Annotated in this window: 25 protein-coding genes and 1 pseudogene; 14 read left to right on the forward strand and 12 right to left on the reverse strand. The window is 67.9% G+C overall.

The genetic code is table 11. From position 1 onward, the window contains the following. Nucleotides 1–437: 437 nt before the first annotated feature. Complete coding sequence (locus B0I29_RS19910) at nucleotides 438–1172, reverse strand: TetR/AcrR family transcriptional regulator (RefSeq protein WP_111650563.1); 735 nt, start codon at nucleotides 1170–1172, stop codon at nucleotides 438–440. Between the two features lie 109 nt (nucleotides 1173–1281). Here B0I29_RS19910 and B0I29_RS19915 point away from each other — a divergent pair, with 109 nt between their 5' ends. Beyond that, the gene (locus tag B0I29_RS19915; RefSeq protein WP_111650564.1) at nucleotides 1282–2016 is read left to right on the forward strand and encodes an SDR family NAD(P)-dependent oxidoreductase; all 735 of its coding nucleotides are present in this window, start codon (nucleotides 1282–1284) and stop codon (nucleotides 2014–2016) included. Nucleotides 2017–2040: 24 nt separating this feature from the next. Here the strand turns inward: B0I29_RS19915 and B0I29_RS19920 are convergent, their stop codons facing one another. Next, nucleotides 2041–3402: an MFS transporter gene (locus tag B0I29_RS19920; RefSeq protein WP_111650506.1), complete on the reverse strand. Its 1362-nt coding sequence runs from the start codon at nucleotides 3400–3402 to the stop codon at nucleotides 2041–2043. Between the two features lie 159 nt (nucleotides 3403–3561). On the opposite strand from B0I29_RS19920, the gene B0I29_RS19925 reads away from it, so the two are divergent. Further along, a complete protein-coding gene (locus B0I29_RS19925) occupies nucleotides 3562–4731 on the forward strand; it encodes a S8 family peptidase (RefSeq protein ID WP_111650507.1) in 1170 nt (389 codons plus the stop codon). 55 nt (nucleotides 4732–4786) lie between these two features. On the opposite strand, the gene B0I29_RS19930 is transcribed toward B0I29_RS19925, so the two are convergent. From B0I29_RS19930 to B0I29_RS19945, 4 genes are all read right to left on the reverse strand, one after another. Next, complete coding sequence (locus B0I29_RS19930) at nucleotides 4787–5320, reverse strand: GNAT family N-acetyltransferase (RefSeq protein ID WP_111650508.1); 534 nt, start codon at nucleotides 5318–5320, stop codon at nucleotides 4787–4789. Between the two features lie 550 nt (nucleotides 5321–5870). Continuing rightward, nucleotides 5871–6308, reverse strand: coding sequence for an N-acetyltransferase (locus B0I29_RS19935; RefSeq protein ID WP_111650509.1), 438 nt, complete (start codon nucleotides 6306–6308; stop codon nucleotides 5871–5873). Then, complete coding sequence (locus B0I29_RS19940) at nucleotides 6305–7375, reverse strand: caspase, EACC1-associated type (protein ID WP_111650510.1); 1071 nt, start codon at nucleotides 7373–7375, stop codon at nucleotides 6305–6307. The genes B0I29_RS19935 and B0I29_RS19940 overlap by 4 nt, the downstream gene beginning before the upstream one ends. A 3-nt stretch (nucleotides 7376–7378) precedes the next feature. After that, nucleotides 7379–7741 (reverse strand): hypothetical protein, encoded by a 363-nt coding sequence (locus B0I29_RS19945; protein ID WP_111650511.1) that lies wholly within the window; start codon nucleotides 7739–7741, stop codon nucleotides 7379–7381. Nucleotides 7742–7858: 117 nt separating this feature from the next. Between B0I29_RS19945 and B0I29_RS19950 the strand changes: the two genes are divergently transcribed. Continuing rightward, entirely contained in the window at nucleotides 7859–8551 is a 693-nt protein-coding gene (locus B0I29_RS19950) for a carbonic anhydrase (protein ID WP_111650512.1), read from the forward strand. A 4-nt stretch (nucleotides 8552–8555) separates the two neighbouring features. Here B0I29_RS19950 and B0I29_RS19955 read toward each other — a convergent pair whose 3' ends face one another. Next, nucleotides 8556–9380 carry a substrate-binding domain-containing protein gene (locus tag B0I29_RS19955; protein WP_111650513.1) on the reverse strand — a complete coding sequence of 275 codons (825 nt, stop codon included), beginning with the start codon at nucleotides 9378–9380 and terminating at the stop codon, nucleotides 8556–8558. Nucleotides 9381–9394: 14 nt separating this feature from the next. Further along, nucleotides 9395–11824, reverse strand: a complete 2430-nt coding sequence (locus B0I29_RS47475; protein WP_181557884.1) for a glycoside hydrolase family 2 protein — start codon at nucleotides 11822–11824, stop codon at nucleotides 9395–9397. A gap of 50 nt (nucleotides 11825–11874) precedes the next feature. Here B0I29_RS47475 and B0I29_RS19965 point away from each other — a divergent pair, with 50 nt between their 5' ends. From B0I29_RS19965 to B0I29_RS20005, 9 genes are all read left to right on the forward strand, one after another. Continuing rightward, a complete protein-coding gene (locus B0I29_RS19965) occupies nucleotides 11875–12993 on the forward strand; it encodes an ROK family transcriptional regulator (RefSeq protein ID WP_111650515.1) in 1119 nt (372 codons plus the stop codon). 26 nt (nucleotides 12994–13019) lie between these two features. Further along, the gene (locus B0I29_RS19970; protein WP_111650516.1) at nucleotides 13020–13571 is read left to right on the forward strand and encodes a hypothetical protein; all 552 of its coding nucleotides are present in this window, start codon (nucleotides 13020–13022) and stop codon (nucleotides 13569–13571) included. A 130-nt stretch (nucleotides 13572–13701) separates the two neighbouring features. Then, the gene (locus B0I29_RS19975) at nucleotides 13702–15084 is read left to right on the forward strand and encodes a cellulase family glycosylhydrolase (RefSeq protein ID WP_111650517.1); all 1383 of its coding nucleotides are present in this window, start codon (nucleotides 13702–13704) and stop codon (nucleotides 15082–15084) included. A 78-nt stretch (nucleotides 15085–15162) separates the two neighbouring features. Next, complete coding sequence (locus B0I29_RS19980; protein WP_111650518.1) at nucleotides 15163–15678, forward strand: YlcI/YnfO family protein; 516 nt, start codon at nucleotides 15163–15165, stop codon at nucleotides 15676–15678. Between the two features lie 40 nt (nucleotides 15679–15718). Next, nucleotides 15719–16570, forward strand: a complete 852-nt coding sequence (locus tag B0I29_RS19985; protein WP_111650519.1) for a DUF4097 family beta strand repeat-containing protein — start codon at nucleotides 15719–15721, stop codon at nucleotides 16568–16570. Next, nucleotides 16567–17490, forward strand: coding sequence for an ATP-binding cassette domain-containing protein (locus tag B0I29_RS19990; RefSeq protein ID WP_111650520.1), 924 nt, complete (start codon nucleotides 16567–16569; stop codon nucleotides 17488–17490). Before B0I29_RS19985 ends, B0I29_RS19990 begins: the two co-directional genes overlap by 4 nt. 5 nt (nucleotides 17491–17495) lie before the next feature. Continuing rightward, entirely contained in the window at nucleotides 17496–18293 is a 798-nt protein-coding gene (locus B0I29_RS19995; protein WP_111650565.1) for an ABC transporter permease, read from the forward strand. Nucleotides 18294–18387: 94 nt separating this feature from the next. Continuing rightward, complete coding sequence (locus B0I29_RS20000; protein WP_181557885.1) at nucleotides 18388–19191, forward strand: nucleotidyltransferase domain-containing protein; 804 nt, start codon at nucleotides 18388–18390, stop codon at nucleotides 19189–19191. Nucleotides 19192–19280: 89 nt separating this feature from the next. Further along, the gene (locus B0I29_RS20005) at nucleotides 19281–19712 is read left to right on the forward strand and encodes a hypothetical protein (protein WP_146616826.1); all 432 of its coding nucleotides are present in this window, start codon (nucleotides 19281–19283) and stop codon (nucleotides 19710–19712) included. 22 nt (nucleotides 19713–19734) lie between these two features. On the opposite strand, the gene B0I29_RS20010 is transcribed toward B0I29_RS20005, so the two are convergent. The 3 genes from B0I29_RS20010 to B0I29_RS20020 form a co-directional block, all read right to left on the reverse strand. Beyond that, complete coding sequence (locus B0I29_RS20010) at nucleotides 19735–20103, reverse strand: hypothetical protein (protein WP_111650523.1); 369 nt, start codon at nucleotides 20101–20103, stop codon at nucleotides 19735–19737. A 150-nt stretch (nucleotides 20104–20253) separates the two neighbouring features. Next, a complete protein-coding gene (locus tag B0I29_RS20015; RefSeq protein WP_111650524.1) occupies nucleotides 20254–20628 on the reverse strand; it encodes a cyclic-phosphate processing receiver domain-containing protein in 375 nt (124 codons plus the stop codon). A 133-nt stretch (nucleotides 20629–20761) separates the two neighbouring features. Beyond that, complete coding sequence (locus tag B0I29_RS20020) at nucleotides 20762–21091, reverse strand: hypothetical protein (protein WP_111650525.1); 330 nt, start codon at nucleotides 21089–21091, stop codon at nucleotides 20762–20764. Between the two features lie 187 nt (nucleotides 21092–21278). Between B0I29_RS20020 and B0I29_RS20025 the strand changes: the two genes are divergently transcribed. Both B0I29_RS20025 and B0I29_RS47810 read left to right on the forward strand, forming a co-directional pair. After that, nucleotides 21279–21896 (forward strand): SMI1/KNR4 family protein, encoded by a 618-nt coding sequence (locus tag B0I29_RS20025; RefSeq protein ID WP_111650526.1) that lies wholly within the window; start codon nucleotides 21279–21281, stop codon nucleotides 21894–21896. A gap of 20 nt (nucleotides 21897–21916) precedes the next feature. Further along, nucleotides 21917–22237 (forward strand): annotated as a pseudogene (locus tag B0I29_RS47810) (WapI family immunity protein); the annotation flags it as partial. Nucleotides 22238–22279: 42 nt separating this feature from the next. Here the strand turns inward: B0I29_RS47810 and B0I29_RS20030 are convergent. Beyond that, the gene (locus B0I29_RS20030; protein ID WP_111650527.1) at nucleotides 22280–22630 is read right to left on the reverse strand and encodes a hypothetical protein; all 351 of its coding nucleotides are present in this window, start codon (nucleotides 22628–22630) and stop codon (nucleotides 22280–22282) included. Nucleotides 22631–22832: the final 202 nt, after the last annotated feature.

The following is a 22832-nucleotide window of genomic DNA, read 5'->3' on the forward strand; positions in this document are numbered from 1 at the left end:
ACCGCAAGCAACCCGCCCGTGTCGACTTCAGGTGCTCTATGCACCCAAAGTCGACACGCATCAGCGGGCCGCTCACCGCGTGTCGACTTCGGCCCCCGCCGACCGGCAACCCGGACGCCATCGCCGGGTGACCCAACCGAGCCGTAGCCCAGCCACGTCACCGCACCCTCACGACGTGACCGAACGACGGCCGAAGGGCACGAGCCGTAGCCCAGCCCTGTCACCGCACCCTCATAACGTGGCTGAACTACGGCCCAGGGGAACGAGCCGTAGTTCAGCCACGTAATCGCAGTCCCATAACAGGGCTGAGCTACGGCTCGGCGCTTGGCAACGAGAGACGCCGGCACCAGAACACGCCGCGGCCCGCCAACTCAGCGCGGCTGCGGGTTCGCAAGCGCCTTGCGAGCCACACGTATCGGGACGAAACCGGCTGGTCCTCAGGCGCGCCCGTGCGATGCGGGATCAGCGGTGACCGCACCTGCGCCGGCCGCTGCCGCCGCCGATGTCGCCGGCGCCGATGCCCGTGCCGCCGTCGGTGCCGCCGCCGATGTCGCCGATGCCGGTGTCGGCGTCGGTGCGGGTGTCGGCGTCGGTGCGGGTGTCGGTGTTGTGGGGATGGCGTTGGCGACCAGGACTGCTGCGATGGCGGCCGCAGTGGACAACGTCTCCGCGTTCAGGACGCGGGTACGGGCTGAGGCCCCGTCCAGCAGCAGCGCCAACTGCTCGCCGAGCTGTTCCGGCTCACGAGCCCCGGCCTCGCGAGCCGCCTCGGTGAGCCGCGCGGCGAAAGCCACCTTGTAATCGCGAGCGTAAACCCGCGCCGGGTGCTCCGGGTCGGGGATCTCGACGGCCGCCGCGATGAACGGGCACAGCGGGGCGTGCACCTCGAACACCGCCAGCAGCCGCTCGCGCGGTGTCAGGTCGGCGCGGTCGAAGACCTCGGGCAGGACGTCCGGGTCGAATCGGCGCAGGCACTCGGCGATCAGCTCGTCCTTGCCGGCGAAGTGCTGGTACAGCGTCCGTTTGGACACCTCGGCCGCGGCGCAGAGCTGGTCCATGCCGGTGCCGTTGATGCCCTGCTCGCGGAACAGCTGCTGGGACGCGCTGACGATGCGCTCCCGGGCACCCCGGCCGCGGCGCAGCCCCCGCGGCCCCTTCTCCACCTCTGTCACCCGCCCAGCGTAACCCACTCGGGTACGACTCAGTGTACTTAGCTTGCGCCCGATCGAACCGGCAGCTACGTTAAGTACGCAGATCGGTGTACATAACGAAGGAGTGCTCGTGGGCAAGCTCGATGGCAAGGTCGCAGTGATCACCGGCGGGACGAGCGGGATGGCGCTGGCCGGTGCGAAGTTGTTCGTTGACGAAGGAGCTCACGTCTTCATCTCGGGCCGGCGCAAGGACGCGCTCGACGAGGCCGTCGCGCTGATCGGCCGCAACGTCACCGGCGTGCAGGCCGATTCGGCCGACCTCGACGACTTGGACCGCCTGTTCGCGACGGTCAAACGAGACAAGGGCTCGATCGACGTGCTGTGGGCCAGTGCCGGGACGGGTGAGCAGGGCAGACTCGGCGAGATCACCGAGAAGCAGTTCGACGACGCCTTCTCGCTGAACGCGCGCGGCACGCTGTTCACGGTTCAGAAGGCGCTGCCACTGTTCAACGACGGCGGCTCGATCTTCATGACCGGGTCGAACGCGTCACTGCGTGGCTACCCCGATTGGAGTGTCTATGCGGCGAGCAAGGCGGTGCTTCCCGCGTACGCAAGGGTCTGGGTCTCTGAATTGAGGGATCGCAAGATCCGGGTGAATGTGCTGACGCCGGGCCAGGTCTCTTCGCCGATGATGGAGTCGGTGATGGACGCGCAGCTCAAGGCGCAGTTCGAGTCGGTGATTCCGCGGCGGGAGATGGGCCGTCCCGAGGAGATCGCGTCGGTCGCGTTGTTCCTGGCGTCGGACGACTCGAGTTACGTCAACGGGATGGAACTGGTCGCCGACGGCGGCACTACCGTCATCTGAGCGTGCCGCCGACCGCATAGTCCTTTAAGCAGAATCGGAGACGGGGTCGCTGCCCAGCGCCGCGGCCGCGTCCTTCTGATAGGTCCGCTGCCCATCGAGAACGATCAAGCTGCCGATCACCAGCGGCAGCAGAACCACGGTATAAGCCCACCTCAGCGACCCGGTGGCGTCCGACGCCAGACCGATCAGCCACGGACCCAGCGCGCCGCCGAGTGTCACCAGCAGCTGCAGCACCGCGAAACCCAACCCCCGCCGATGGGCCGCGACCACATCAGCATTAGCGGCGGTCAGGTTGGCGATGGCCGCGGCGAACCCGACGTTCGCGAGCGTGAAGCAGATCGCCTGCGGCACCAGCACCGGCACACTGATCGCCCCGGCCAGGAACACCGTGCCGAACAGCAACGCCCAGCCACCGATCGCGACCCGGCGCTCGTGGAGACGGTCGCCGAGCCAGCTACCGGCGAGGATGCCCCCCACGATCCCAACCAGCCCGGCGCCGCCGCCGACAGCGGCCGCCGACGCCTCGGCGAGACCGAACTCGCGGGTGTAGAACGACGGCATCCAGAAGAACAGCCCGCCGAGCCCGAAGAACAGAATGCTCAGTCCGACGATCACCGACCGCAGAGTCCGGATCCGGAGCAGAATCGCCAGCTGCACCCGCATGGGCGCGGCCGGCTCGACGACAGAAGCCGCGGGAGCAGAAGACCCCCCGCTGTACCACCGCGACAGCCCGTCACCGACCCCGCGCACCGGCTCCCGGACCGTCAGCACCAGCAGCGCGATGATCACCCCGGGCACCGCGACCAGGAAGAACCCGGTACGCCACCCGACAGTCTGCGCCAGCGCCCCACCAGCGATGACCCCGATAGGCAGCCCGGCGAAGTACGCCATCCGCTCGTACCCATAAGCCCGCGCCCGCCCGGGCCCCGGATAGAGATCCCCGAGCAGACTGGACGACGGCGGGTTGTACAACTGCCCGGCCGCCCCCAGTAGAACCCGGACGGCGAACAGTGTCGCGTAGGTACCGGCCAACCCGGTGCCCACGGTCAGCAACGCCCAGACCGCGACCACCGCCGAGATCGTCCAGGTCCGTTTGCCGGTGTCGGCCAGCTTCCCGGCCGGCAGCAGCAGCACGATCGCGGCCAGCGCTCCGGCCGTGGCGATCGCGCCGCCCTGGCTGTCGCTGAACCCGAACTCCTCCTGGATCGTCGGCAGTGCGCCGGCCAGCAGGTTGTACTCAATCCGGTCGATAGCGGCGACGAGCGCCACGCAGATCGCCGGCCACCAGCCGAACGGTGCGGCAGTGCCCCGACGGACGGCGACCGGGGGACGCCCCGGATAGGCCGTCACCTGCTTGATCTGCTCGGACTCTTCGGTGATCGCCATCCCGGCACCCTACCCAGAAGAAACAGCGTTTCGCTAGAGGATACAGAGCACATGGAAGCAACAACTCCCTATCAACACCCTGACGAATCGTTGATCGTCGATTAAAAACAGGCCCCTAGCTTCATTGGCAGGCGTCAATCCCAGCCACTGGAGGAACCGATGCGACCCACCGCCACCCGTGCCGCCGCCGTCCTGGTCGGCACCGCTCTCGCCGTCGCCGTCACCCCGTCCGCCGCCGAGGCCACCGGCACCGTCCTGAACGCGGACAGTCCCACCGCGATCGCCGGCACCTACCTGATCACACTGAAGGACGGCAACCAGATCGACCGGTCCCGCGCCGACCGGCTCGCTCAGCGTTACGGCGGCGACGTCGGCCGGGTCTTCGGCCACGCGATCGAGGGTTACACCGCCACGCTCACCGCGCGTCAAGCTGCGCGGCTCGCCGCCGACCCGTCGGTCGCCACCGTCGAGGCAGACCAGACGGTACGCGTAACCGACACGCAAACCTCCGCCCCGTGGGGCTTGGACCGCATCGACCAGCGTGCCCTGCCACTGAGCGGGACCTACACGTACGGCCCGAGCAGCGGCGTCACCGTCTACGTGGTCGACACCGGCATCACCATCGGCCACCAGGACTTCGGCGGCCGGGCCAGCTACGGATACGACGCCGTCGACAACGACGCGGTGGCGCAGGACGGCAACGGGCACGGCACGTTCGTGGCCGGCGTGGCCGCGGGCAGCACGTACGGCGTAGCCAAGAGCGCCAGCGTCGTCGGCGTGCGCGTGCTGAACAACAGCGGTTCGGGCACCACGGCCGGGGTGATCGCCGGCATCGACTGGGTGACGGCGAACGCGGTTCCCGGCCGCTCGGTGGCGAACCTCAGCCTCGGCGGCGGCGCCAGCACCACTCTGGACGCCGCTGTCCGGCGGTCGATCACGGCCGGGATTCCGTATGCGATCGCGGCCGGCAACTCCGGTGTGAACGCGGCCAACACGTCGCCGGCCCGGGTCACCCAGGCGCTGACGGTCGGCGCGACCGACCGTAACGACGCGAAGGCGAGCTGGTCCAACTACGGCTCGGTGCTCGACCTCTTCGCGCCCGGCGTCTCGATCACGTCGGCGTGGCGGACCAGCAACACCGCCACCTACACCGGCAGCGGCACCTCGTTCTCGTCGCCGCACGTGGCCGGCGCCGCCGCGCTGTACCTGGCCGCCAACCCCGGCGCGTCGGTGACCACGGTGAACGCCGCCATCGTGAACAACGCGACCACGGGCGTGGTGACCAGCCCGGGCAGCGGCTCCCCGAACCGCCTGCTCTACGTCGGCTGACGATCGGCACTAGGCCCGGCCGGAAACGGCCGGGCCTTTGCGCGTACCAAAATGATCAGGAGCGAAGCTCGCGGATGATCTCCGTGCCGGACCCGATCGGGGTTTCCGGGTCGAGGGTGATCCGCTGCGTTTCGGTGAAGCCGGCCTTCTCCGCGACCTTGCCGGACGCGACGTTCTCGGCGTCGTAACGGATGATCACCCGCTCGATGCCCGGCAGCGTGAGCGCCACCCGCGCGAGGACCCGCACCGCCGCGGTCATGTGCCCGCGCCCGGCGAACGGCGTCCGCAGCCAGTACCCGATCTCCAAAGCCCCTGGTCCGGGCCGTGTCATCAGGCCGATCGAGCCGATCAACTCACCGATGGTCGTGAAGATCGCGTAGTTGAACTCGTCGCCCTTGGCCCAGCTGTCCACCGACCGCTCGATGTAGGCCATCGACTCGGCGAAGTCGTAGGCGTCGGTCGCCCACGGCAGCCACGGCTTCAACTCGGGCAGCGACTCGGTAATCGCGGCGGTCAGCTCGCCGGCCCAGTTGGGCTCCCAGCGCTTCAGAACTAGCTGACCGGCATTGATCATCTCGGGCGGTTCCATGCCCGATAGCTTCCGATGCCCGCCACCCGCACGCAAACCCATTTGCCGGGGTCGGTACGTTGGCAGTTATAGCGGTCGATGCATGCCAGCCGCCGGCACCAGCCCGGCGGCGACGGGCGAGGAATACCGGCGGGCCCGCCAGGACGATCAGGTTTGTCCGATGGGAACTCTGTCAGCGCGTGCGTTGGCACCCGTCCGGCTCCGTCAGCTCGTGCCGTATAAAGCCGCGCGGCGTCAACGTGCCGGGTGAATGCTGAAATGAGAGCGCGGCGCGGGTGTCAGATCTTGGAGTCGCCGGGGCGAGCCGTAGCTCAGACATGTCATCGGGGTCCCAGAACAATCCTGGGCGACGGCTCAGGCCGGCGAGCCGTAGTCCAGACCTGCTATTCAGGGTCGATGACGTGTCTGAGCTACGGCTCGCCCGCGACAAGCCCGCCACCGAGCAGGCGATACCGCCGGCCCGGAGAACCCGCGCTCACGGCGGTGGGCGGTGAAGTCGCCGAAACGACGAGTTATGTCCGTGCGAGCCCTAAAGCACCGCTCCCTAGCCTCAGCGGTACCGGACGACCTCGAACGGCCACCGCTCGGCCAGCCAGTCGCTCACCACCACGGTCAGCGGCTCGTCGGACTCAGCCCGGTCGGCCCGCACCCACGACGACACCACCACCTCAACACCCTCACCAGGTTTGAAGTAGACACACCCGATCACGTCACCGGTTTCCGGGTCGAGCACCGAATACGCGAAATCCACCCGCCGCGCCGACCGATCAGCGTGGCTCTCCAGATCAGCGAGGTTCGCGGCGAGCGACATCCCGCCCACCGGCGGCCAGCCACGGTCGAAGCCCGGCGTCCCCCGGATGTGCTCGATGCTCCCCATCCACGCCGTGTGATCAGCCTCGTTGTGCTCCGGCCCCAGCAACTCCAGCCGAAACCCACCGGCGACATACACCTCCGGCACCGCGAACGACTCACCGACCAGCGCGCTCATGAAGCCCTCGGACGAGTACGAGACAGCACGATCTCCCCCTCACCGCGATACACGTTGATCTGCGGCGTCTGCACGACCTTCCGCCCCAGCATCAGATCCCGGGCGTGATCGTAGGCCTCCCGCACCGTGACATACCCACGCCCCAGCCGGTCCGCAGCGCCGTCGCGCAGGCCGTCGAGCAGCGCCGACGTGAAGATCGACCCGTCGTCCCGCTCCCCCTCGAACGCCATCTGCGTCGCGCTCGACGCGGTCAGCACCACCCGGCCACGCCCGCCGAGCAGGGCCGCGGCCGGCACGTCCTGGCCCGCTTTAGCCCGGCCCGCCGCACCGCTGTAACAGGTGTCCAGGATCAGGATCTGCCGCGTGGCCCGGCACCGGTCGAGGACGTCGGTCAGCCAGTTCCAGGAGATCGCCGTGGAGAGCGGCCGGTCCCGCTGGGTGTCCTCGGCAGCGAAATAGAGCCGCCCGGCATCATCGAGCAGCCCGTGCCCGGACAGATAGATCAGAGCCACCTCGACCGAACGCCGCGCGGACAGAAAGTCGTCGATCGATCGGCTGATCTGAGCATGGCTGCCGTTCTCCACCACGGTCCCGGCGAATGCGCCCAGCACCGGATCTCCGAGAACCTCGGCCAAACCGGCGGCATCAGTGGCGGCGGCGCGCAGCCGCGGAAGCCCGGCATCCTGATAACGGGAGGTCGCCACGATCAGCGCATGCCGGTCAGCACCAGGCGAACCGAAATCCGTCGAGTCCCGGGAAGAGTCCCGAGAAGAGTCCCGAGAGGAATCCCGAACGGGCGGCCGCACGGTTTCCGCCCACCTCTTGAGCGCCAGATTCCCCGGACGGTCCTCAAGAATCGCGTCGATCAACGACTCGAGCCAGCCCTCACTCCGCGCCGCCTGAATCAACTGGAAAACGACCACCGGGAGCGGATTGCGCAGGTCGACGACGTTCGACAACTGCCGGTCGAGACCGTAGAAAACCAGACGCTCAAGCCCATCCGAACCGGGATAGGCATCCAGAACGGCCGTCTGGAAATCACGCAACTGCACACCGGAGAAACCCATGGGTTACTGGTCGAGGCTCTTCACAAAAGCGTCAACAAGCGCTTTTCGCTCCGCCTTCGTGAAGTTCGTCCCCTCGATCCGCTTGCCGTCGATCTCCACCGCGATCTCACTCGGCTGCCGGCTCAGCCACGACGCCACGATGTCCATCACGGACTGCACGACGATCGGCCCGAGGGTCACCACGAGCGTGCCCACCGCCAGCACCTCGCCCGCCTTGGCCCCACCGGGCAGCACCCCGCCGTCACCCCGGACGACGTCCTCCACATCGGCCTCGCGGATCTCGGCGAGCAACACCCGTGTCCGGCTGTCGATCTCCTCCTCGTCCACCCCGGAGCCCACCACCTGAATGGACAGTTCGCTGGTCATGGCCGCACTTTACTCCAGCGAAACGATCTGTCCGCTGTCGCGCAAGCGATAGTTCACTGCGATCCATCGATGTCCGGATGCAGGATGTGTCGTCACCCTTCGATGGTTGGAGATGTCATGCTGCACACCTCGCTCCGCCGCCGCGCGCTACTCGCCGCAGGTGGAGCTCTCGCCGGGTCGCTCACCCTGCCCGGCGCCGCCTCGGCCACCACCGCCAAGGCTCCGGAAACACCCCGCGCGGCCCTGGAGGCGATCTTGGCGGGCAACCGGCGCTTTGCCGCCGGTCACCCGCGCCACCCCCATCAAAACCTGGCGAGGGTACGCGAAACCGCCGCCGGCCAGGACCCGTTCGTGATCGTCCTCGGTTGCGCGGACTCCCGGGTCTCCCCCGAGGTGCTGTTCGACCAGGGTGTCGGCGACATCTTCGACAACCGGGTGGCCGGCAACATCGTCGACGACCTGCTGCTCGGCAGCATCGAGTACGCCGTCGAGGAGTTCGTCCCGCCGCTGATCGTGGTCCTCGGCCACGAACGCTGCGGCGCGGTGGCCGCCACCCTGAACGCGGTCCGCACCGGCGGCACCGCCCCCGGCCACATCGCGGCGATCGTGGCGGCGCTGACCCCGATCGTCACCCCGTACGTGAACGACCCGGACGGCGTGGAGAACGCGGTCCGCGCCAACGTCCGCGCCCAGGCCGAAGCCCTGCTGGAGACCAGCGACATCGTCCGCGAAAGCGTCGAGGCCGGCCACACCGCGGTCGTCGGAGCCCGGTACGACCTGGAGTCCGGCCGGATCACCCTGGTCCACTAGCCGTTCAGGCCGGGGCGGGGCCGGTGCTCTCCCGCAGCTGGATGCGGACCGCCGGGCCCGCGCGATCCTGCGGCGCCGCGCCGCCGAGCGCCGCCAGGATCGCCTCGCCCAGGATCAGGCCGTGCTCGTGGACGTTCTTGCTCAACGCCGACAACGGTGGCGTCGCCAGCTCGCACAGTGGCGAGTCGTCACAGGCCAGCAGGCTCATCGCGGCCGGGACCGGGATGCCGGCCCGGGCCAGCTCCTGCTCCGCCGCGACCGCCATCACGTCGTTGTCGAAGATCACCGCGGTCGGCCGTGGATCCGCCGCGAGCAATGCCCGGATGCCCCGCACGCCTGACTCGGAGCTGTAGTCGCCTTCGACTTCGGTGACGCGTACCCCAGCAGCCGCCGACATGGCGGCGGACCGCTCAGCGGTGTGGATGAGGGTCGTGGGCCCGCTGACCCGCCCGATGTCGCGGTGACCGAGAGCGATCAGCGCATCGATCGCCGCCGCCATCGCGGCAGCGTCGTCGGTGATCACCCGCGAGAAGAGTGCGTCACCCCGGCCGGCCAGTACCGCGGGCAGCCCGAGCGCCGCCAGATGCCCGGGCCGGACGTCGCGATGAACCAGGTTCACCACGACGACAGCGGAGACCGTGCGACCGGCGGCCCATCGGTCATAGGCCGCGAGTTCCGCCTCCCGATCCGGCACGACCAGGAGCAGAACCGAGGTGCCGTGCGGACCGAGCGCCTCCTCCATGCCGGCGATGAGCTCCATGAAGAACGGCTCGACCCCGACCTGATCAGCAGCCCCACCCGCCAGCACCAACCCGACCAGCCCACTCACCGCGGCCGCCCCGATCAGCCGGTCAGGGAGTTCGCTGAGCGCAGCACCTCGGGCGCCGCGAACGCGGCGGGGTCGAGGGTCGCCGTCGTCGTGACCGAAAACGTTCGGCTCTCGCCGGGCAGCAGATCCACGAGCATCTCGTCGACAACCGCGTCCGGCGCGAGACGATCAACCAGAAGAGCAAGATCCCTTGTGTACGCCGACGCGCTGACCGTCACCTCATATCCGGTATCCACGGCCCGAACGCTGACCTCGACCGGCGACGGATCGAACGCCAGGTCGTAGTCCTCGGCGAACAGATGCGTGGCCCGCAACGACCCGGCATCGGCGACCAGAACCGTGCGGGCCGGGTCGCCCACCGGCAGCGGTTCCCCGACCGGGATGAGGCTCACGCCACGCGCCGGCACCTCGAGGTCGGCCCAGCGCTCCTCGACGACCTTTCCGTCAAAGCCGATGAGCCGGATCTGCGCACGGGACTCCCAGCGCGCATCACTGTCGTTGACAGCCGCCAGCACCGGCCCGCCATCGCGCACCACGAATCCCAGCGCCCGCGGCTCATAGGCGGCCCGCAACGCGTACCACGCCGGTTTCAACCGGCCGGCCCCGTCGACAACGGCCCACGACGTCACCGGCCAGCAGTCGTTCAGCTGCCACAGAATGCTGCCCATCGTCCGCGGCGCATGCGACCGCAGATGCAGCACCGCATGCCGGGTGGCCCGCGCCTGATTCAACTGTGCGGCCCAGTGCCAGTCCCCGAAATCGTCCGGCAGCCGCATGTGCCGCGTAATCCCGGCATCAAGCTTCGCGTTGCCACCCTCGGCCTTCTGATGCAGCAGAAACGCCGCCGAGTCCTTCCGCAGATCCGCGGCATCCAGCGACGACTCCAATGTCGCCCACGCCGGCGGCGCCTGCCAGCCGAACTCCGAACAGAACCGCGGCACGAACTGGTCGTGGAACGTGTAGTCCTCCCGGTTCCACGCCTCCCACTCGTGCCGTGTCCCATAACGGTCGTCATTGGGATGCGCCTGCGACGACAGCGGGCTCGACGGACTGCCCGGGTGATAGGGCCGCGTCGGGTCCAGTGCGGCCAGCAACGCCGGGAAATCCTCGTAGTAGTACCGAGCACCCCAGGTCAAATCGCCGAGAGCCTCTTTCCAGCCCCAGTCCTCGTGACCCCAGATGTTCTCGTTGCCGCCATTCCACAGAATCAGCGACGGGTGCGGAACGAGCCGGGTGACGTTCTCCCGCGCCTCGGCGAGAATCTCCGAGCGAATCGGCTCCTCCTCCGCATAGGCCGCACAGGCCAGCGGAAAGTCCTGCCAGACCAGAATCCCCTGCTCGTCACAGACGTCGTAGAAATCGTCGCTCTCCCAGATGCCGCCACCCCACACCCGCAGAAGATTGGCGTTGGCGAGAGCCGCGCGGTTCACCGCGCGCTCCAATGTGGTACACGTGATCCGGGTCAGCAGATGATCGTCGGGAATCCAGTTGAGTCCCCGCACAAAGATCGGCTGATCGTTGACGACAAGGGTGAACGCCGACCCGTGCTCATCCGGCGTCTCGTCAAGCCGCACATCGCGGAAACCGACCCGCGAATCGAAACGGTCCAGGATGTCGCCCTGATACAGCAGCTTCACGGTGATCGGGACGAGGGTCTGGTCGCCGTACCCGATCGGCCACCAGAGCGGGGCGTCCTCCACGTCGATCTCGACCGTTCCGGAGCCGGCCGCGGCGGGCAGCGGCAGGCGGCGCCGGCCGTGCTCGCCGACGTAGATCTCGGCGACCAGGTTCACGCCGGCGGCCCGCTCGACGTCGACGACCACGGTCAGATGGTCACGGGTCGCCAGCGGGCGGACGGCGGTGATCCGCGCGGTCTGCCAGCGTTCCAGCCGGACCGCTTTCCAGATGCCGGCCGTCTGCAGGTCGGGACCCCAGTCCCAGCCGAACGAGCAGGCCATCTTGCGCACCGCGTTGAACGGGTGCGGGTACGGCCGGGGCCGCTCGCCGATCTCGTCCTGCAGCCGCTCGGCGTACTCAAGGGCGGACGCGAACCGCACGGTGAGCGTCTGGTCCTCGCCGGTGACCAGCGCGCTCACGTCGAACCGGTACCCGCGGTGCATGTTCGCCGTCCGGCCGATCTCCACGCCGTCCAGCTCGATGGTCGCGACGGTGTCCAGGCCGTCGAAGACCAGGTCGAGGCGCTCCCCCGGCGCGGCCGGTTCGGCGCGCAGCACCGTGTCGTACCGCCAGGAGGTCCGGTGGAACCAGGCGAGCGCCCCCTCGTTCTCGCCGAGGTACGGGTCCGGGATCAGACCGGCGTCGAGCAGATCGGTGTGCACGGTGCCCGGGACGGTGGCGGGCACCGTGCGCTCCGCGATCTCCGGCGGGACCGGTCCGCCGGTCGCGCGGACGGTCCAGCCGGTGTGTAGCTCGGTCTTGCGCATACCCATATTCTTAAGCTGCTGAACTAAGCCCGTCAACGAGGGGGTCCGTCATGGTTCGCTCGGCCAGAGGACGGGCACGGGAGGCGATCCTCGACGCGATCCGGGCCGCCGAGCCGCTGAGCCGTGTCGAACTCGCCGCCGCGACCGGGCTCACCGAGGCCGCCGTCTCCATGACCGTACGCCGCCTTCTCGACGACGGCTTGGTGATCGAGGACGGCCGCAAGCCCACCGCCGGCAAACCACGCACCCTGCTGCGCCTCGATCCGGGCGCCCGGATCGCCGTCGGCGTCCACCTCGACGCCGGCGTCGCCACGTTCGTGCTGACCGGCCAGACCGGCGGCATCATCTCCCGCCTGGCCCGCCCGACCAGCACTCCACCGACCGCCGACGAGCTCGCGGCCGGCGTCGCGGTGCTGCTCGCCGGCTCCGGCGTCGACGCGGCCCGCTGCCAGGGCATCGGCCTGGCCGGCGCGGCGGCTTCTCCCGCACCCCATGACGAAGCGGATGAACTCGGTGCGCGGCTGGCCTCGGCGACCGGGTTGCCGGTAGTGGTGGAGAACGACGCGACCGCTGCCGCGGTCGGCGAGCACTGGGTCGCCCGGCTCGGCCCGGAACGGGCCTTCGCGGCCCTGCACATGGGCGGCCGGCTCGGCGCCGGCATCATCATCGAAGGCCGGGTCCTGCGAGGCGGTGAGTTCGGCCATTTCTGCGTACGCCCGGAAGGCCCCGAATGCTGGTGCGGCTCGCGAGGTTGCCTGGAGGCGGTGGCCGGTCCGCGTACCCTCGTCGCTCTGGCGTCGGCAGATGCCGCGGCCGCGGCAGAAGCCGGACTCGCACGCACCTCGCGGGGTGTGTCTGCGGACTTCGCGGCGATCGCGCGCGCGGCACGCGCCGGAGCACCCACCTGCCGCGCGCTGCTGGAGGAGTCCGCGGGGTACGTGGCGGCCGCGGCAGAGTCGGTGGTGAACCTGCTCGACCTGGACCTGGTCGTGCTCACCGGAGCGGGATTCGCGGCGGCGTCGTTCGTGTACGGCCCGGCCATCCAGCGCCGCATCGCCCCCGCCGACAGCCGCACGTGGCACCGCGCGGTGACGGTGACGGTGTCCCTGGCAGCGTCGACCGCGTCGGCGACCGGAGCAGCGGCGCTCGTGCTCCAGCCCCCCACATAGGATCGATCTTTCCTAGGATCGGCCGCATGACGTCTGATGCCCGACCAACCGGACTGGTCACCGGATGCCTGGTGGCGATTTCGTTCGGGACCGTGTTCATCCTGGTCAACAGCGGCGGCCTGTCCTCGCCATGGCCCCTGATCATCCGGTTGGCCGGGGTGATCGCCGCGGTGGCCCTGCTGGTGGCGCTCTTCCGCACCGTGCGGACCGCGGCCGCGCCCGGCACCGTCCCGGATGTCCGCGGATTCACCGACCGGCGCTACTGGCTGGTCGTGGCCGTCGAGGTGATCGCGCTGTTCGGCGGCCTCTACGTGATCAACGGCGTGCTGGAGCTGAACGAGGTCTCGGTCGCCTGGGTGGCCACTGTGGTCGGTGTGCACTTCTTCGCCCTGGCCTGGGCATGGCGGATGCCGATGTACCACTGGCTGGGCGCCGTGATGACGGTCCTCGGCCTGGCCGGTTTCGCGGCCTGGGCCCTGACCGAGTCGGCGGCGACGGTTGGGCTGATCGCGGGGGTCGGCTCGGGCGTGGCGCTGTTCGGCATGGTGGTGGCGGCGCTCCGGCAGGCCCGGGGGTGACCGTTTCACGCGTACGTTCGGGGGATTTTTAAATGGCTTAAGTTTCTCCCCTCCGGACGTTGACAGGGGTGGATGCCTCGGCGCATGTTGGGAGCGCTCCCGAATCCTGCGTCCCCCAGGAGGAATCCCCATGAGATCGAAATGGTGGGGCGGCTTGGCCGCTCTGCTCACCTGCGCGGCGGCCGTCCTCGTCGCCGCACAACCCGCTCAGGCCGCCACCGGCTTCAGCGTGTCCGGTACGACCATCGTCGATGCGAACGGCAGTCCGTTCGTGATGCGCGGCGTCAACCACGCCCACACGTGGTACCCGTCGCAGCTTTCGTCGTCACTGTCCGGCGCCAAGGCCCTCGGGTCGAACACCGTCCGCGTCGTGCTCGCGAGCGGCCAGCGCTGGACCAAGAACGAGGCGTCCGACGTCAGCAACGTGATCAGCCAGTGCAAGGCGAACCGGCTGATCTGCGTCCTCGAAGTGCACGACACCACCGGGTACGGCGAGCAGTCCGGCGCCGCTACCCTCGCCCAGGCCGTGGATTACTGGATCTCGGTGAAGTCCGCGCTCGACGGCCAGGAGAGCTTCGTCATCCTGAACATCGGCAACGAGCCCTACGGCAACGGCACTGCCGCGTCGTCCTGGACCGCCGACACCAAGTCGGCGATCACCCGGCTGCGCACCGCCGGATTCCAGCACCAGATCATGGTGGACGCGCCGAACTGGGGCCAGGACTGGCAGTTCATCATGCGTGACAACGCGGCCTCGGTCTTCGCCGCCGACCCGAACCGCAACACCGTCTTCTCCATCCACATGTACGGGGTGTTCGACACCGCCGCGGAGATCACCGACTATCTGGGCCGGTTCCAGAGTGCCGGGCTGCCGGTGGTGGTGGGTGAGTTCGGGTTCGACCACTCGGACGGCAATCCGGACGAGGACACGATCCTGGCCACCGCGCAGGCGCGCGGAATCGGCTATCTGGGCTGGTCGTGGAGTGGCAACGGGGGCGGCGTCGAATATCTCGACATGGTCACCAACTTCAACGCGGCCGCACTGACGACGTGGGGCCAGCGGATCTTCAACGGTGCCAATGGCATCAAGGCGACGTCGAAGGAGGCGACCGTTTTCGGAAGCCAGCCGTCGTCACCGGCGCCTTCATCGCCTTCGCCCTCGTCATCGCCTTCGCCCTCGTCATCGCCTTCACCCAGCACTCCCCCTCCGTCTGGTGCTTGCACCGCCACCTACGCGGTCTCCAACTCCTGGCCCGGCGGCTTCCAGGGTGCCGTCACCGTGAAAGCCGGCTCGGCCGCGATCAACGGCTGGACCGTGACCTGGACCTGGCCCAACGGCCAGCGCTTCAGCAGCACCTGGAACGCCGCGATCACCACCTCCGGCGACACCGTCACCGCCCGCAGCCTCGGCTACAACGGCTCACTGGCGGCCGGCGCGTCCACGAGCTGGGGTTTCACCGGCACGTTCACCAGCACCAACACCGCTCCGACGCTCGCCTGCACCACGCCCTGATTTTCATGGAGCCATGGTGGTGCCAAAATGGCACCACCATGGCTTGCAGTGGTGCCATAGCTGTGCCACAGTGGTGTCATGGACTTGACCACGTACGTGAACAACCTCGGCCGGGAGTTCGCCTCCCTCGCCGAAGCCGGCGGCGAGGACTCCCGCGCGCTGGTCGAGCGCCTGACCGGGCCGCTCGAATCAGCGATCCGGATGACGCTGCTCGACGCCCTGTCGGCCGCCGCCGACGAGATCACCCAGGACCTGGCCCCGGGCTCGGTCGAGGTCCGTCTCCGCGGCCGCGACCCTGATTTCGTGGTGACTACGCCCGCTGTTCTGGAGCCCGCCTCTGCCGCTCCGGCCTCTCCCGCCTCTTCCTCCGCGGGCTCCGAGCCGCCGATCTCCGAGGACGGCCCCGCCGCCCGGATCAACGTGCGCCTTCCCGAGCAGCTCAAAGCCTCGATCGAAGAGGCCGCCGCCAAGGAGGGCCGCTCGGTGAACGCCTGGCTGGTCCGCGCGGCCGCCACCGCTCTGCAACGCCCCGAGCGCGACCAGCCTGCCGAGCCGCGGAAGGCCAAGCAGGGCTTCACCGGCTGGGTCCGCTGACCTCCATCTTTTGAGAGACCCGACAACCGTGGGGACAACCATGCCCATTTTCGACACATCCGAGCCGATTTCCGTGGCGGTCGACCTCAGCGTCGGCCACGTGACCATCGCCGCCGGCGACCGCGTCGACACCATCGTCGAGGTCCGCCCGAGCAACGAGGCCAACGACTCCGACGTCGAGGCCGCCCAGCAGGTACGCGTCGACTTCAGCACCGGCACGCTGCGGGTCACCGGCCCGAAGCGCGTTTTCGACTTCTCCCACAAGACCAAGTCGGTGACGGTCTCCATCGAGCTGCCCGCCGACTCCCGGGTGACCGCCGAAGTCCAGCTCGGTGACCTGCGTGCCACCGGCCGGCTCGGCGAGTCCCGGTTCAAGACCGCGGCCGGGCACGTCTCGGTGGAGCAGACGGGCGCGCTGCGCGTACGGACGTCAGCCGGTGACGTCACCGCCACCAGCATCGCTGGCGACGCGGACATCGCCACCGGCACCGGCCGGATCACGGTCGGCGAGATCGACGGCAATGCCGTACTCAAGAACTCCAACGGCGACACCACGATCGCCGCGGTGACCGGGACGGTGCGCGTACGCGCCGCCAACGGCGACATCACCGTGGAGCAGGCCGGCGCCGGGGCCGACGCGAAGTCGTCCAACGGCAGCGTCCGGCTCGGCTCGGTGGCTCGCGGGTCGGTCGTGCTGGAGACGGCACTCGGCAACCTGGACGTCGGCATCGCCTCGGGCACCGCGGCATGGCTCGACGTGAACACCAGCTTCGGACGCGTACGCAATCTCCTGGAGAACTCCCCCGGGCCGGACGCGACCGACGAGACGGTTGAGGTCCGCGGCCGCACCACGTACGGCGACATCACCATCCACCGAGGAGGCGAACGATGATCGAGGTGTCCGGGCTTCGCAAGGCGTTCGGCGAGCACACCGTGCTCGACGGCATCAACCTGACCGTGCCGCACGGAACCGTGTTCTCGCTGCTCGGCGCGAACGGCGCCGGCAAGACCACCACCGTGAAGATTCTGTCCACATTGCTCGGTGCGAACGCCGGCGAGGCCCGGGTGGCCGGACACGACCTGGCCCGGGATCCGGACGCGGTCCGTGCCGCGATCGGCGTCACCGGCCAGTTCTCCGCCGTCGACAACCTGCTCACCGGCGCGGAGAACCTGACGCTGATGGCGGATCTGCACCACCTGCCCCGGGCACAGGGCCGCCGGCGCGCCGCTGACCTGCTCGACCAGTTCGACCTGGCCGACACCGGCAAGAAGCCCGTGTCGACGTACTCCGGAGGCATGCGGCGGCGCCTCGACCTGGCGATGACCCTGGTCGGCAGCCCGCAGCTGATCTTCCTCGACGAGCCGACCACCGGCTTGGACCCGCGCAGCCGGCGCAACATGTGGCAGATCATCCGCGACCTGGTATCCGGCGGCGTCACCATCTTCCTCACGACGCAATACCTGGAGGAGGCCGACGAGCTGGCCGACCGGATCGCGGTCCTCGACCAGGGCCGGATCGTCGCCGAGGGAACCCCGGACGAGCTGAAACGCCGCATCCCCGGCGGACACGTCCGGCTGCGCTTCGCCGAGCCGCAGAGCCTCGACGCGGCGATGGCGGTCCTGGGCCAGGCATCCCGCGAGACCGACACCCTCGCGCTGCGGGTCCCGAGCGACGGCAGCCTGCGCGCCCTGAAGGACTTGATCGGCCACCTCGACGACCGCGCGATCGAGGTGGACGAACTGTCCGTGCATACCCCGGACCTGGACGACGTGTTCCTGGCCCTGACCACCGTCTCGTCGAAAGCTAGGTGATCACCATGACCACCCAGGCTCTGCCCTTCTACCCGTTGCGCGACTCGGCGACGATGCTGCGCCGCAACGTCAAACGGATGCTGCGCTACCCGTCGATGACCCTGCTGCTCATCGGCATGCCCGTGGTCTTCCTGCTGCTGTTCGTCTACGTCTTCGGCGGCACGCTGGGCGCCGGCCTGGGCGCGGCCGCCGACGACGGCCGTTCGGCCTACGCCAACTACGTGGCCCCCGCGATCATCCTGATGACCATCACGTCCACGGTCCAGGGCACCGCCATCGCGATCGCCACCGACATGACCGAAGGCATCATCACCAGATTCCGCACCATGCACATAGCCCGCGTCTCAGTCCTGACCGGCCACGTCGTCGGCGCCATGATCCAGGCAACGATCGCCGTCACGATCGTGACCGGCGTAGCGATGCTGGCCGGCTTCCACCCCGAGGCGGGCCTGCTGGAATGGCTGGCAGCGGCAGGGTTCCTGCTGGTCGTGGCGTTCTCCCTGATCTGGCTGGCGACCGCCCTGGGCCAGGTGAGCGACAGCGTCGAGACCGCGAGCAACCTGCCCATGCCGCTGGTCCTGCTGCCCTTCCTCAGCAGCGGCTTCGTCCCCACCGACTCGATGCCGGCGGGCCTGCGATGGATAGCCGAAAACCAGCCCTTCACTCCCATCATCGAGACCCTGCGAGGCCTGCTCATGGGTACGCCCATCGGCAACAGCTGGTGGATCGCGTTGACGTGGTGCGCGGTGATCGCCCTGGGCAGCTACGTCTGGTCAAAGCACCTGTTCAACCGCGAATCGTGATGTGTCGCAGGTGCCCTCACATGCCGAAGAGAGGGCGCAGATCCGTAGCGCAAATCGCTTGCAACGCCGACCTCCAGGGGTGAACGTGGCGACTGTGACTGACCAGGTTGATGCGCTGCAACTGCCACCCAGCCTCTCTTCCGAGCACCGGGACGTACTCGCAGACTTGGTGCGTCGCAACGAAGCGGACTACGGAGAGAATATCGTGGGACTGGTCTTGTCCGGCTCAGCAGGTCGAGGCATGGCGACGGAGAAATCGGATCTCGATGTCTTCACCGTGCTCGCCGACACCGGTGGCCGCGGACCCCAGACGAGCCGTTCCGCGGCGCTGGACGAGACCATCGTCGCGATCTCTGACCTGGAGCGGGTGCCGTCATTCGGCACCGAGGGATGGTGGTACCGCTGGTCATTCGCTTGGGCGCCGGTGTTGTTGGATCGCACCGAAGGGCGGTCGGCATCCGCGCTTCATCGGCAAGCCACGGTCACGGCCGACGAAGCCGCATCGATTCTCGTCAAACATGACCGGCTCGACGGCTGGCTCAATTTCGCCTACCGCGCTCTCAAGAACGACCGCGACGGACGCTCGCTGGAACGACGTCTGGACGCCGCAGAGTCGGTGCCTTGGCTCCTGGATGTCATCTTCACCTTGGAAGGACGGGTGCGCCCGTACCACAAATACCTTCCCTGGGAACTCCGCCAGCACCCCCTTACCCTCTGGCGCGCCGAGGAACTGCTCGCCTTGCTGACCGCCACCCTGGATGGCGACCCATCGGCGATCCGCGCGACTTTCCAGCGTGTCGAAACGTCGTGTGCGGCATTCGACAGTCAGGTCGCGATCCCCGTACTCACGCCTGTCATCGAAAGCTGGGGCGACGAGTTGCAGATTCTGAGGGACTGAAACGACGCGGCTCGGGCGCGTGGCATCGTGGGGATCAATAACCGTGGGAGGGTGCCCACGCCGCCGCGCGACCGCTGGGAGAGGTGAGCATGGTCGAGGCGCGTACCGTTCGAACCTTGGTGGCCGTGGCAGGCTTTCTTGTCCAGGAGTTCGTGGAGGTGCCGCATCTGCCGTCCCCTATGGCGGCGTGGAAGCCCTTCATATTGGCCTCGGCTACGCCATTGATGCGGATCTCTTACGACGACGCCGACCATGACGATCAGCTGGATCGCGCGTGGTGGGACCTCAGCTCACACAGCGGCACGCTTGACTCAGCCGGCACGGTATTGCTCTCTGTCGAGGGGGCAGGTGGCCTACCTTGGCTGCAGGCTCAGGTGAGTAGGAAGCCACCGCGTGCTAGCGCGATTGGATTGCCCGGCCATGACATCGGGTTTGTTGCGTTGTCAGTCGATGGCGAGGCCAGCATTAGGGTGACCAGCGAGGAGTGGGAAACGTGGATTTTCTCCAACCCGCCCCCGTGAGCGATTGCTAAGCAAATGGATGTCAGCTGCGGAGTCTGCGCCAACCCTGCGTGACGAGATCAGCGAAGGCGATCGCCGCGAGCGTCCAGCCGGCAATTCGTAGCACCAGGTTGTTGTGATTCGCGGCGAACCCGAGGCCGACGACGACGTAGGCGAGGTCGGCCCACCATGGGAACATTCCTCCGCTTCGAGGGGCAGCAGTCACCTGCTTGAACGGATCCCGGCCGATCGCGCTGTCAAACGCCGTACCCAACTGGATTCGGCTGAACTCGCCGCGTCGTACCGCGTCGGCGACCTTCGGCATCACGTTTGCTGCGTTCGCCAGTTCGGCTTCCGAGAGGGTGGCTGCCAAAGGGCGTGGCGGACCGGTCCGCAGGGTCAGCTCGACCATCCCGCCAGCAATCCCCGAGACACCCCACACATCATCCTGGAGATAGTCCCATCGACAACTTTCACGGCGATCCGGCACGGTAGAACAGTAACGTCCCTTGGCATCCACTACCGGCTACGGAGCGGCTTCCGGTCAACGCGACACGTCAGGTCATCCAGTGGGGTCGAGTCCGTCAACGTAGCCCACCGCGGGATCGCCAGCAGCGACTCGGACCGGATAGTTCCAGCGTCTGAGGGCCTGCGCCATTCTCGCGGCGCCTGCGGGATTGGCTGAGTGAATGATGACGACACCGACGTCGAAGGGCTGGCCCTCGAAGGCAGCCTGTTCAAGGATTTCCACGACCGGCCAGATGGTGTCATCGTCGCCCAGATCATGGTCGAGCCAGAGCTCATCGATCCGGCGGCTCCGGTGACGGTCGAGAAGCTTGACTCCAGTTGAGCTTGTGCGAGCCACCTCGGCCGGCCGGGCGTCAACGAATGAACGTAGATCGTCGACAAGGATGATCACCGACTTGCGGTCCGTCATCGCACGATGATGCCTGGTCCTTCGCCGCGCCGCGATCGAATACCCGGACATGCCGCTGAGAGTGCTGGTCCACCCACGGCACCGGATTATCGCTGGCATTGATCACGCCGAACGAGCGGTCGCCCGCTTGAAATCATGAATTGCTGCGCAGGTCAGTGACCTTGCGAGGCCGGTAGCGCGTAACGGCGATGACGCACAGCAGGGCGGGCGCGAAGCTGATAGAGAACCCGAACTCCGGCCCGACCAGACCGTCCGGGCCGGCGAACCCTGTGGCGGCGCTGATCCACATGAACGCGACAAGCAGCATCGCAGATCCGAGCAGGAGCCAGAACATGCCGGCTTCGCCCGCATTCCGCCATGTCCGCCCCGTGGCCTTCACGATCGGGTTCTCGCCACGGAGCAGGACCAGGATGCCCCGGCTGAGCAGGGCTAATCCACCCAACCCCGCGATGGCGATCTCCACAATGTGTTCCACGGACGTAGCGTAGCGATTCTCAGCCACCTAATCGCCGCGCACGTGTCCCAGAGCCGATCTCCACAGCCGCGGTCGACTCACTCTCTTGCCGCTGATCGGGCGGGCGTCGTAGGAGGGTGCCGTAACGTTCGTGACCGCCAGATGGCGTTCGCGTCGGCGGTCATAGAGTTGCTGCGTGGCGACCGTGACAGAAGCCTGGATCCGGATAGAGGGCTGGCTGCACCAGCACACCCCGAGAAGCGGCGCCCGACTCGCCGGCCCGGCGACGTCTGACCTGATCATGGCTACGGAGGTTCAGACAGGCGTAGCTTTCCCGGCAGAGCTCGTCGAGTCCTTACTACGCCACGACGGTCTGATTGAACAGGCAAACCTGTTCCCGGAAGCAAAGCCGCTCGCCGTCAAGGAAATCAGCGAGCAGTATGAGATCCGGATGGACATCGCGCCTGACGTTGACGGCTTCACGGTCCATGCGCCCAGCGCCGAGCCTTGGTGGCACGAACTCTGGCTCCCGTTCGGCGATGCCGGTTACGGCCTGCAAGTCATCGACATGCGACCTGGACCGCGCTGCGGACGACTAGGTATGGCGGCGACTTCCAATCCTGCGGACTTCTCAGATGGCTGGCCGTCCTTGAGCGCCTATCTGACAGCGATCGCGGACGCTCTCGAACAAGGTGGCACCGTAGGCAAGTGGCATCCGTACGTCGTCGAAGACGAAACGCTCTGGTGGGACTTGGCCGGGAGAACGGAAGTCAATGGCGAACCACTCCGGCCAGCGCCTTCCACCGGTTCATAGCAACGTCCTCTTCTGCCGCGATGCGTGCTCGGTGCGCCGTAGGTGGTCTGCTGTGTCAGACTGCGCAGGTGCACCTCAGCGACACCGGCGGCACCCACCTGGAGCTGCGTGTCTCGGGATACCAGTTCCCCGATGCGGAGGATCCAGGCCAACGGTTCAGCTGGCATGTAATCGAGGGGAATGCCAAGGCCGGCGGTGCCTCGTGGAGCTTCCGCTATCCAGCCCTCACCTGCGACGAGACGCCTCGAGTTTCGGTCTGGCTCCGGAAGATCGCCGATCGGTTGCCTCCTGCGAATGCCCCCGGAACTTCAACCGGCAACGCCGACACTCTCACTTTCACAGAGCCGAATCTGGCATTTGCTTGCACCGGCAGCGACCACTTCTTAGCCACGATCGGGATCAGGCGTTATCGCTGTATCCCGACAAACCCACTCACTGAGTATGTGCGGCAGCCCGGGTCGGTTGGGCCGCCAGCCGTCAGCCAGGGCGTGACGGATGCTGGCTTCAACGGTGGCCGGAGTGACCGGTCCGCTCGGCAATTGCATCCAGTTGCTCGGGTGTGCGAATGGCATCGTCACCACCAGCGTCGAGCCCGTAGCTTCGGCAAGGCCGACGGCGAAGGTGAACGCCGACCAGCCCATTGCTTGGCAATAGGTCGGTTTACGACGAATCCGCCAGCGATACGAAACGCCATCAACAGCGATCCGACGCGAGCCTTTGGTGCCCAGCGTCATCGTCAGCTCCCCATCGCGGCGACGTTCGGAACGCTCAAAGTACTAGGGAAGCCGTGGGTGCTGCTACCGACTTCGGCCTGGCAAGCCAGCCGGCTAGGTTCTGTCCCGCGGATCATGTCCGTCAGGGACCGCGCGTAGCCAGTCAAGCATCTCGACCAGGTCGAGGGTGGCCTGGTAGTTGACGCCGAGTTTGTCGAACCTG

This window comes from Actinoplanes lutulentus (assembly GCF_003259845.1).
Classification (GTDB): Bacteria; Actinomycetota; Actinomycetes; order Mycobacteriales; family Micromonosporaceae; genus Actinoplanes; species Actinoplanes lutulentus.

Coding starts and splice junctions, on each gene's coding strand:
- B0I29_RS19995 (WP_111650565.1), top strand. CDS start 17,496: ATGACCACCCAGGCTCTGCCCTTCTACCCGTTGCGCGACTCGGCGACG.
- B0I29_RS19950 (WP_111650512.1), top strand. CDS start 7,859: ATGCTGCACACCTCGCTCCGCCGCCGCGCGCTACTCGCCGCAGGTGGA.
- B0I29_RS19985 (WP_111650519.1), top strand. CDS start 15,719: ATGCCCATTTTCGACACATCCGAGCCGATTTCCGTGGCGGTCGACCTC.
- B0I29_RS20015 (WP_111650524.1), bottom strand. CDS start 20,628: ATGACGGACCGCAAGTCGGTGATCATCCTTGTCGACGATCTACGTTCA.
- B0I29_RS19940 (WP_111650510.1), bottom strand. CDS start 7,375: ATGGGTTTCTCCGGTGTGCAGTTGCGTGATTTCCAGACGGCCGTTCTG.
- B0I29_RS19945 (WP_111650511.1), bottom strand. CDS start 7,741: ATGACCAGCGAACTGTCCATTCAGGTGGTGGGCTCCGGGGTGGACGAG.
- B0I29_RS20010 (WP_111650523.1), bottom strand. CDS start 20,103: ATGGTCGAGCTGACCCTGCGGACCGGTCCGCCACGCCCTTTGGCAGCC.
- B0I29_RS19935 (WP_111650509.1), bottom strand. CDS start 6,308: ATGAGCGCGCTGGTCGGTGAGTCGTTCGCGGTGCCGGAGGTGTATGTC.
- B0I29_RS19920 (WP_111650506.1), bottom strand. CDS start 3,402: ATGGCGATCACCGAAGAGTCCGAGCAGATCAAGCAGGTGACGGCCTAT.
- B0I29_RS20005 (WP_146616826.1), top strand. CDS start 19,281: ATGGTCGAGGCGCGTACCGTTCGAACCTTGGTGGCCGTGGCAGGCTTT.
- B0I29_RS19965 (WP_111650515.1), top strand. CDS start 11,875: ATGGTTCGCTCGGCCAGAGGACGGGCACGGGAGGCGATCCTCGACGCG.
- B0I29_RS19980 (WP_111650518.1), top strand. CDS start 15,163: ATGGACTTGACCACGTACGTGAACAACCTCGGCCGGGAGTTCGCCTCC.
- B0I29_RS19975 (WP_111650517.1), top strand. CDS start 13,702: ATGAGATCGAAATGGTGGGGCGGCTTGGCCGCTCTGCTCACCTGCGCG.
- B0I29_RS19930 (WP_111650508.1), bottom strand. CDS start 5,320: ATGGAACCGCCCGAGATGATCAATGCCGGTCAGCTAGTTCTGAAGCGC.
- B0I29_RS20030 (WP_111650527.1), bottom strand. CDS start 22,630: ATGACGCTGGGCACCAAAGGCTCGCGTCGGATCGCTGTTGATGGCGTT.
- B0I29_RS47475 (WP_181557884.1), bottom strand. CDS start 11,824: ATGCGCAAGACCGAGCTACACACCGGCTGGACCGTCCGCGCGACCGGC.
- B0I29_RS19970 (WP_111650516.1), top strand. CDS start 13,020: ATGACGTCTGATGCCCGACCAACCGGACTGGTCACCGGATGCCTGGTG.
- B0I29_RS19990 (WP_111650520.1), top strand. CDS start 16,567: ATGATCGAGGTGTCCGGGCTTCGCAAGGCGTTCGGCGAGCACACCGTG.
- B0I29_RS19925 (WP_111650507.1), top strand. CDS start 3,562: ATGCGACCCACCGCCACCCGTGCCGCCGCCGTCCTGGTCGGCACCGCT.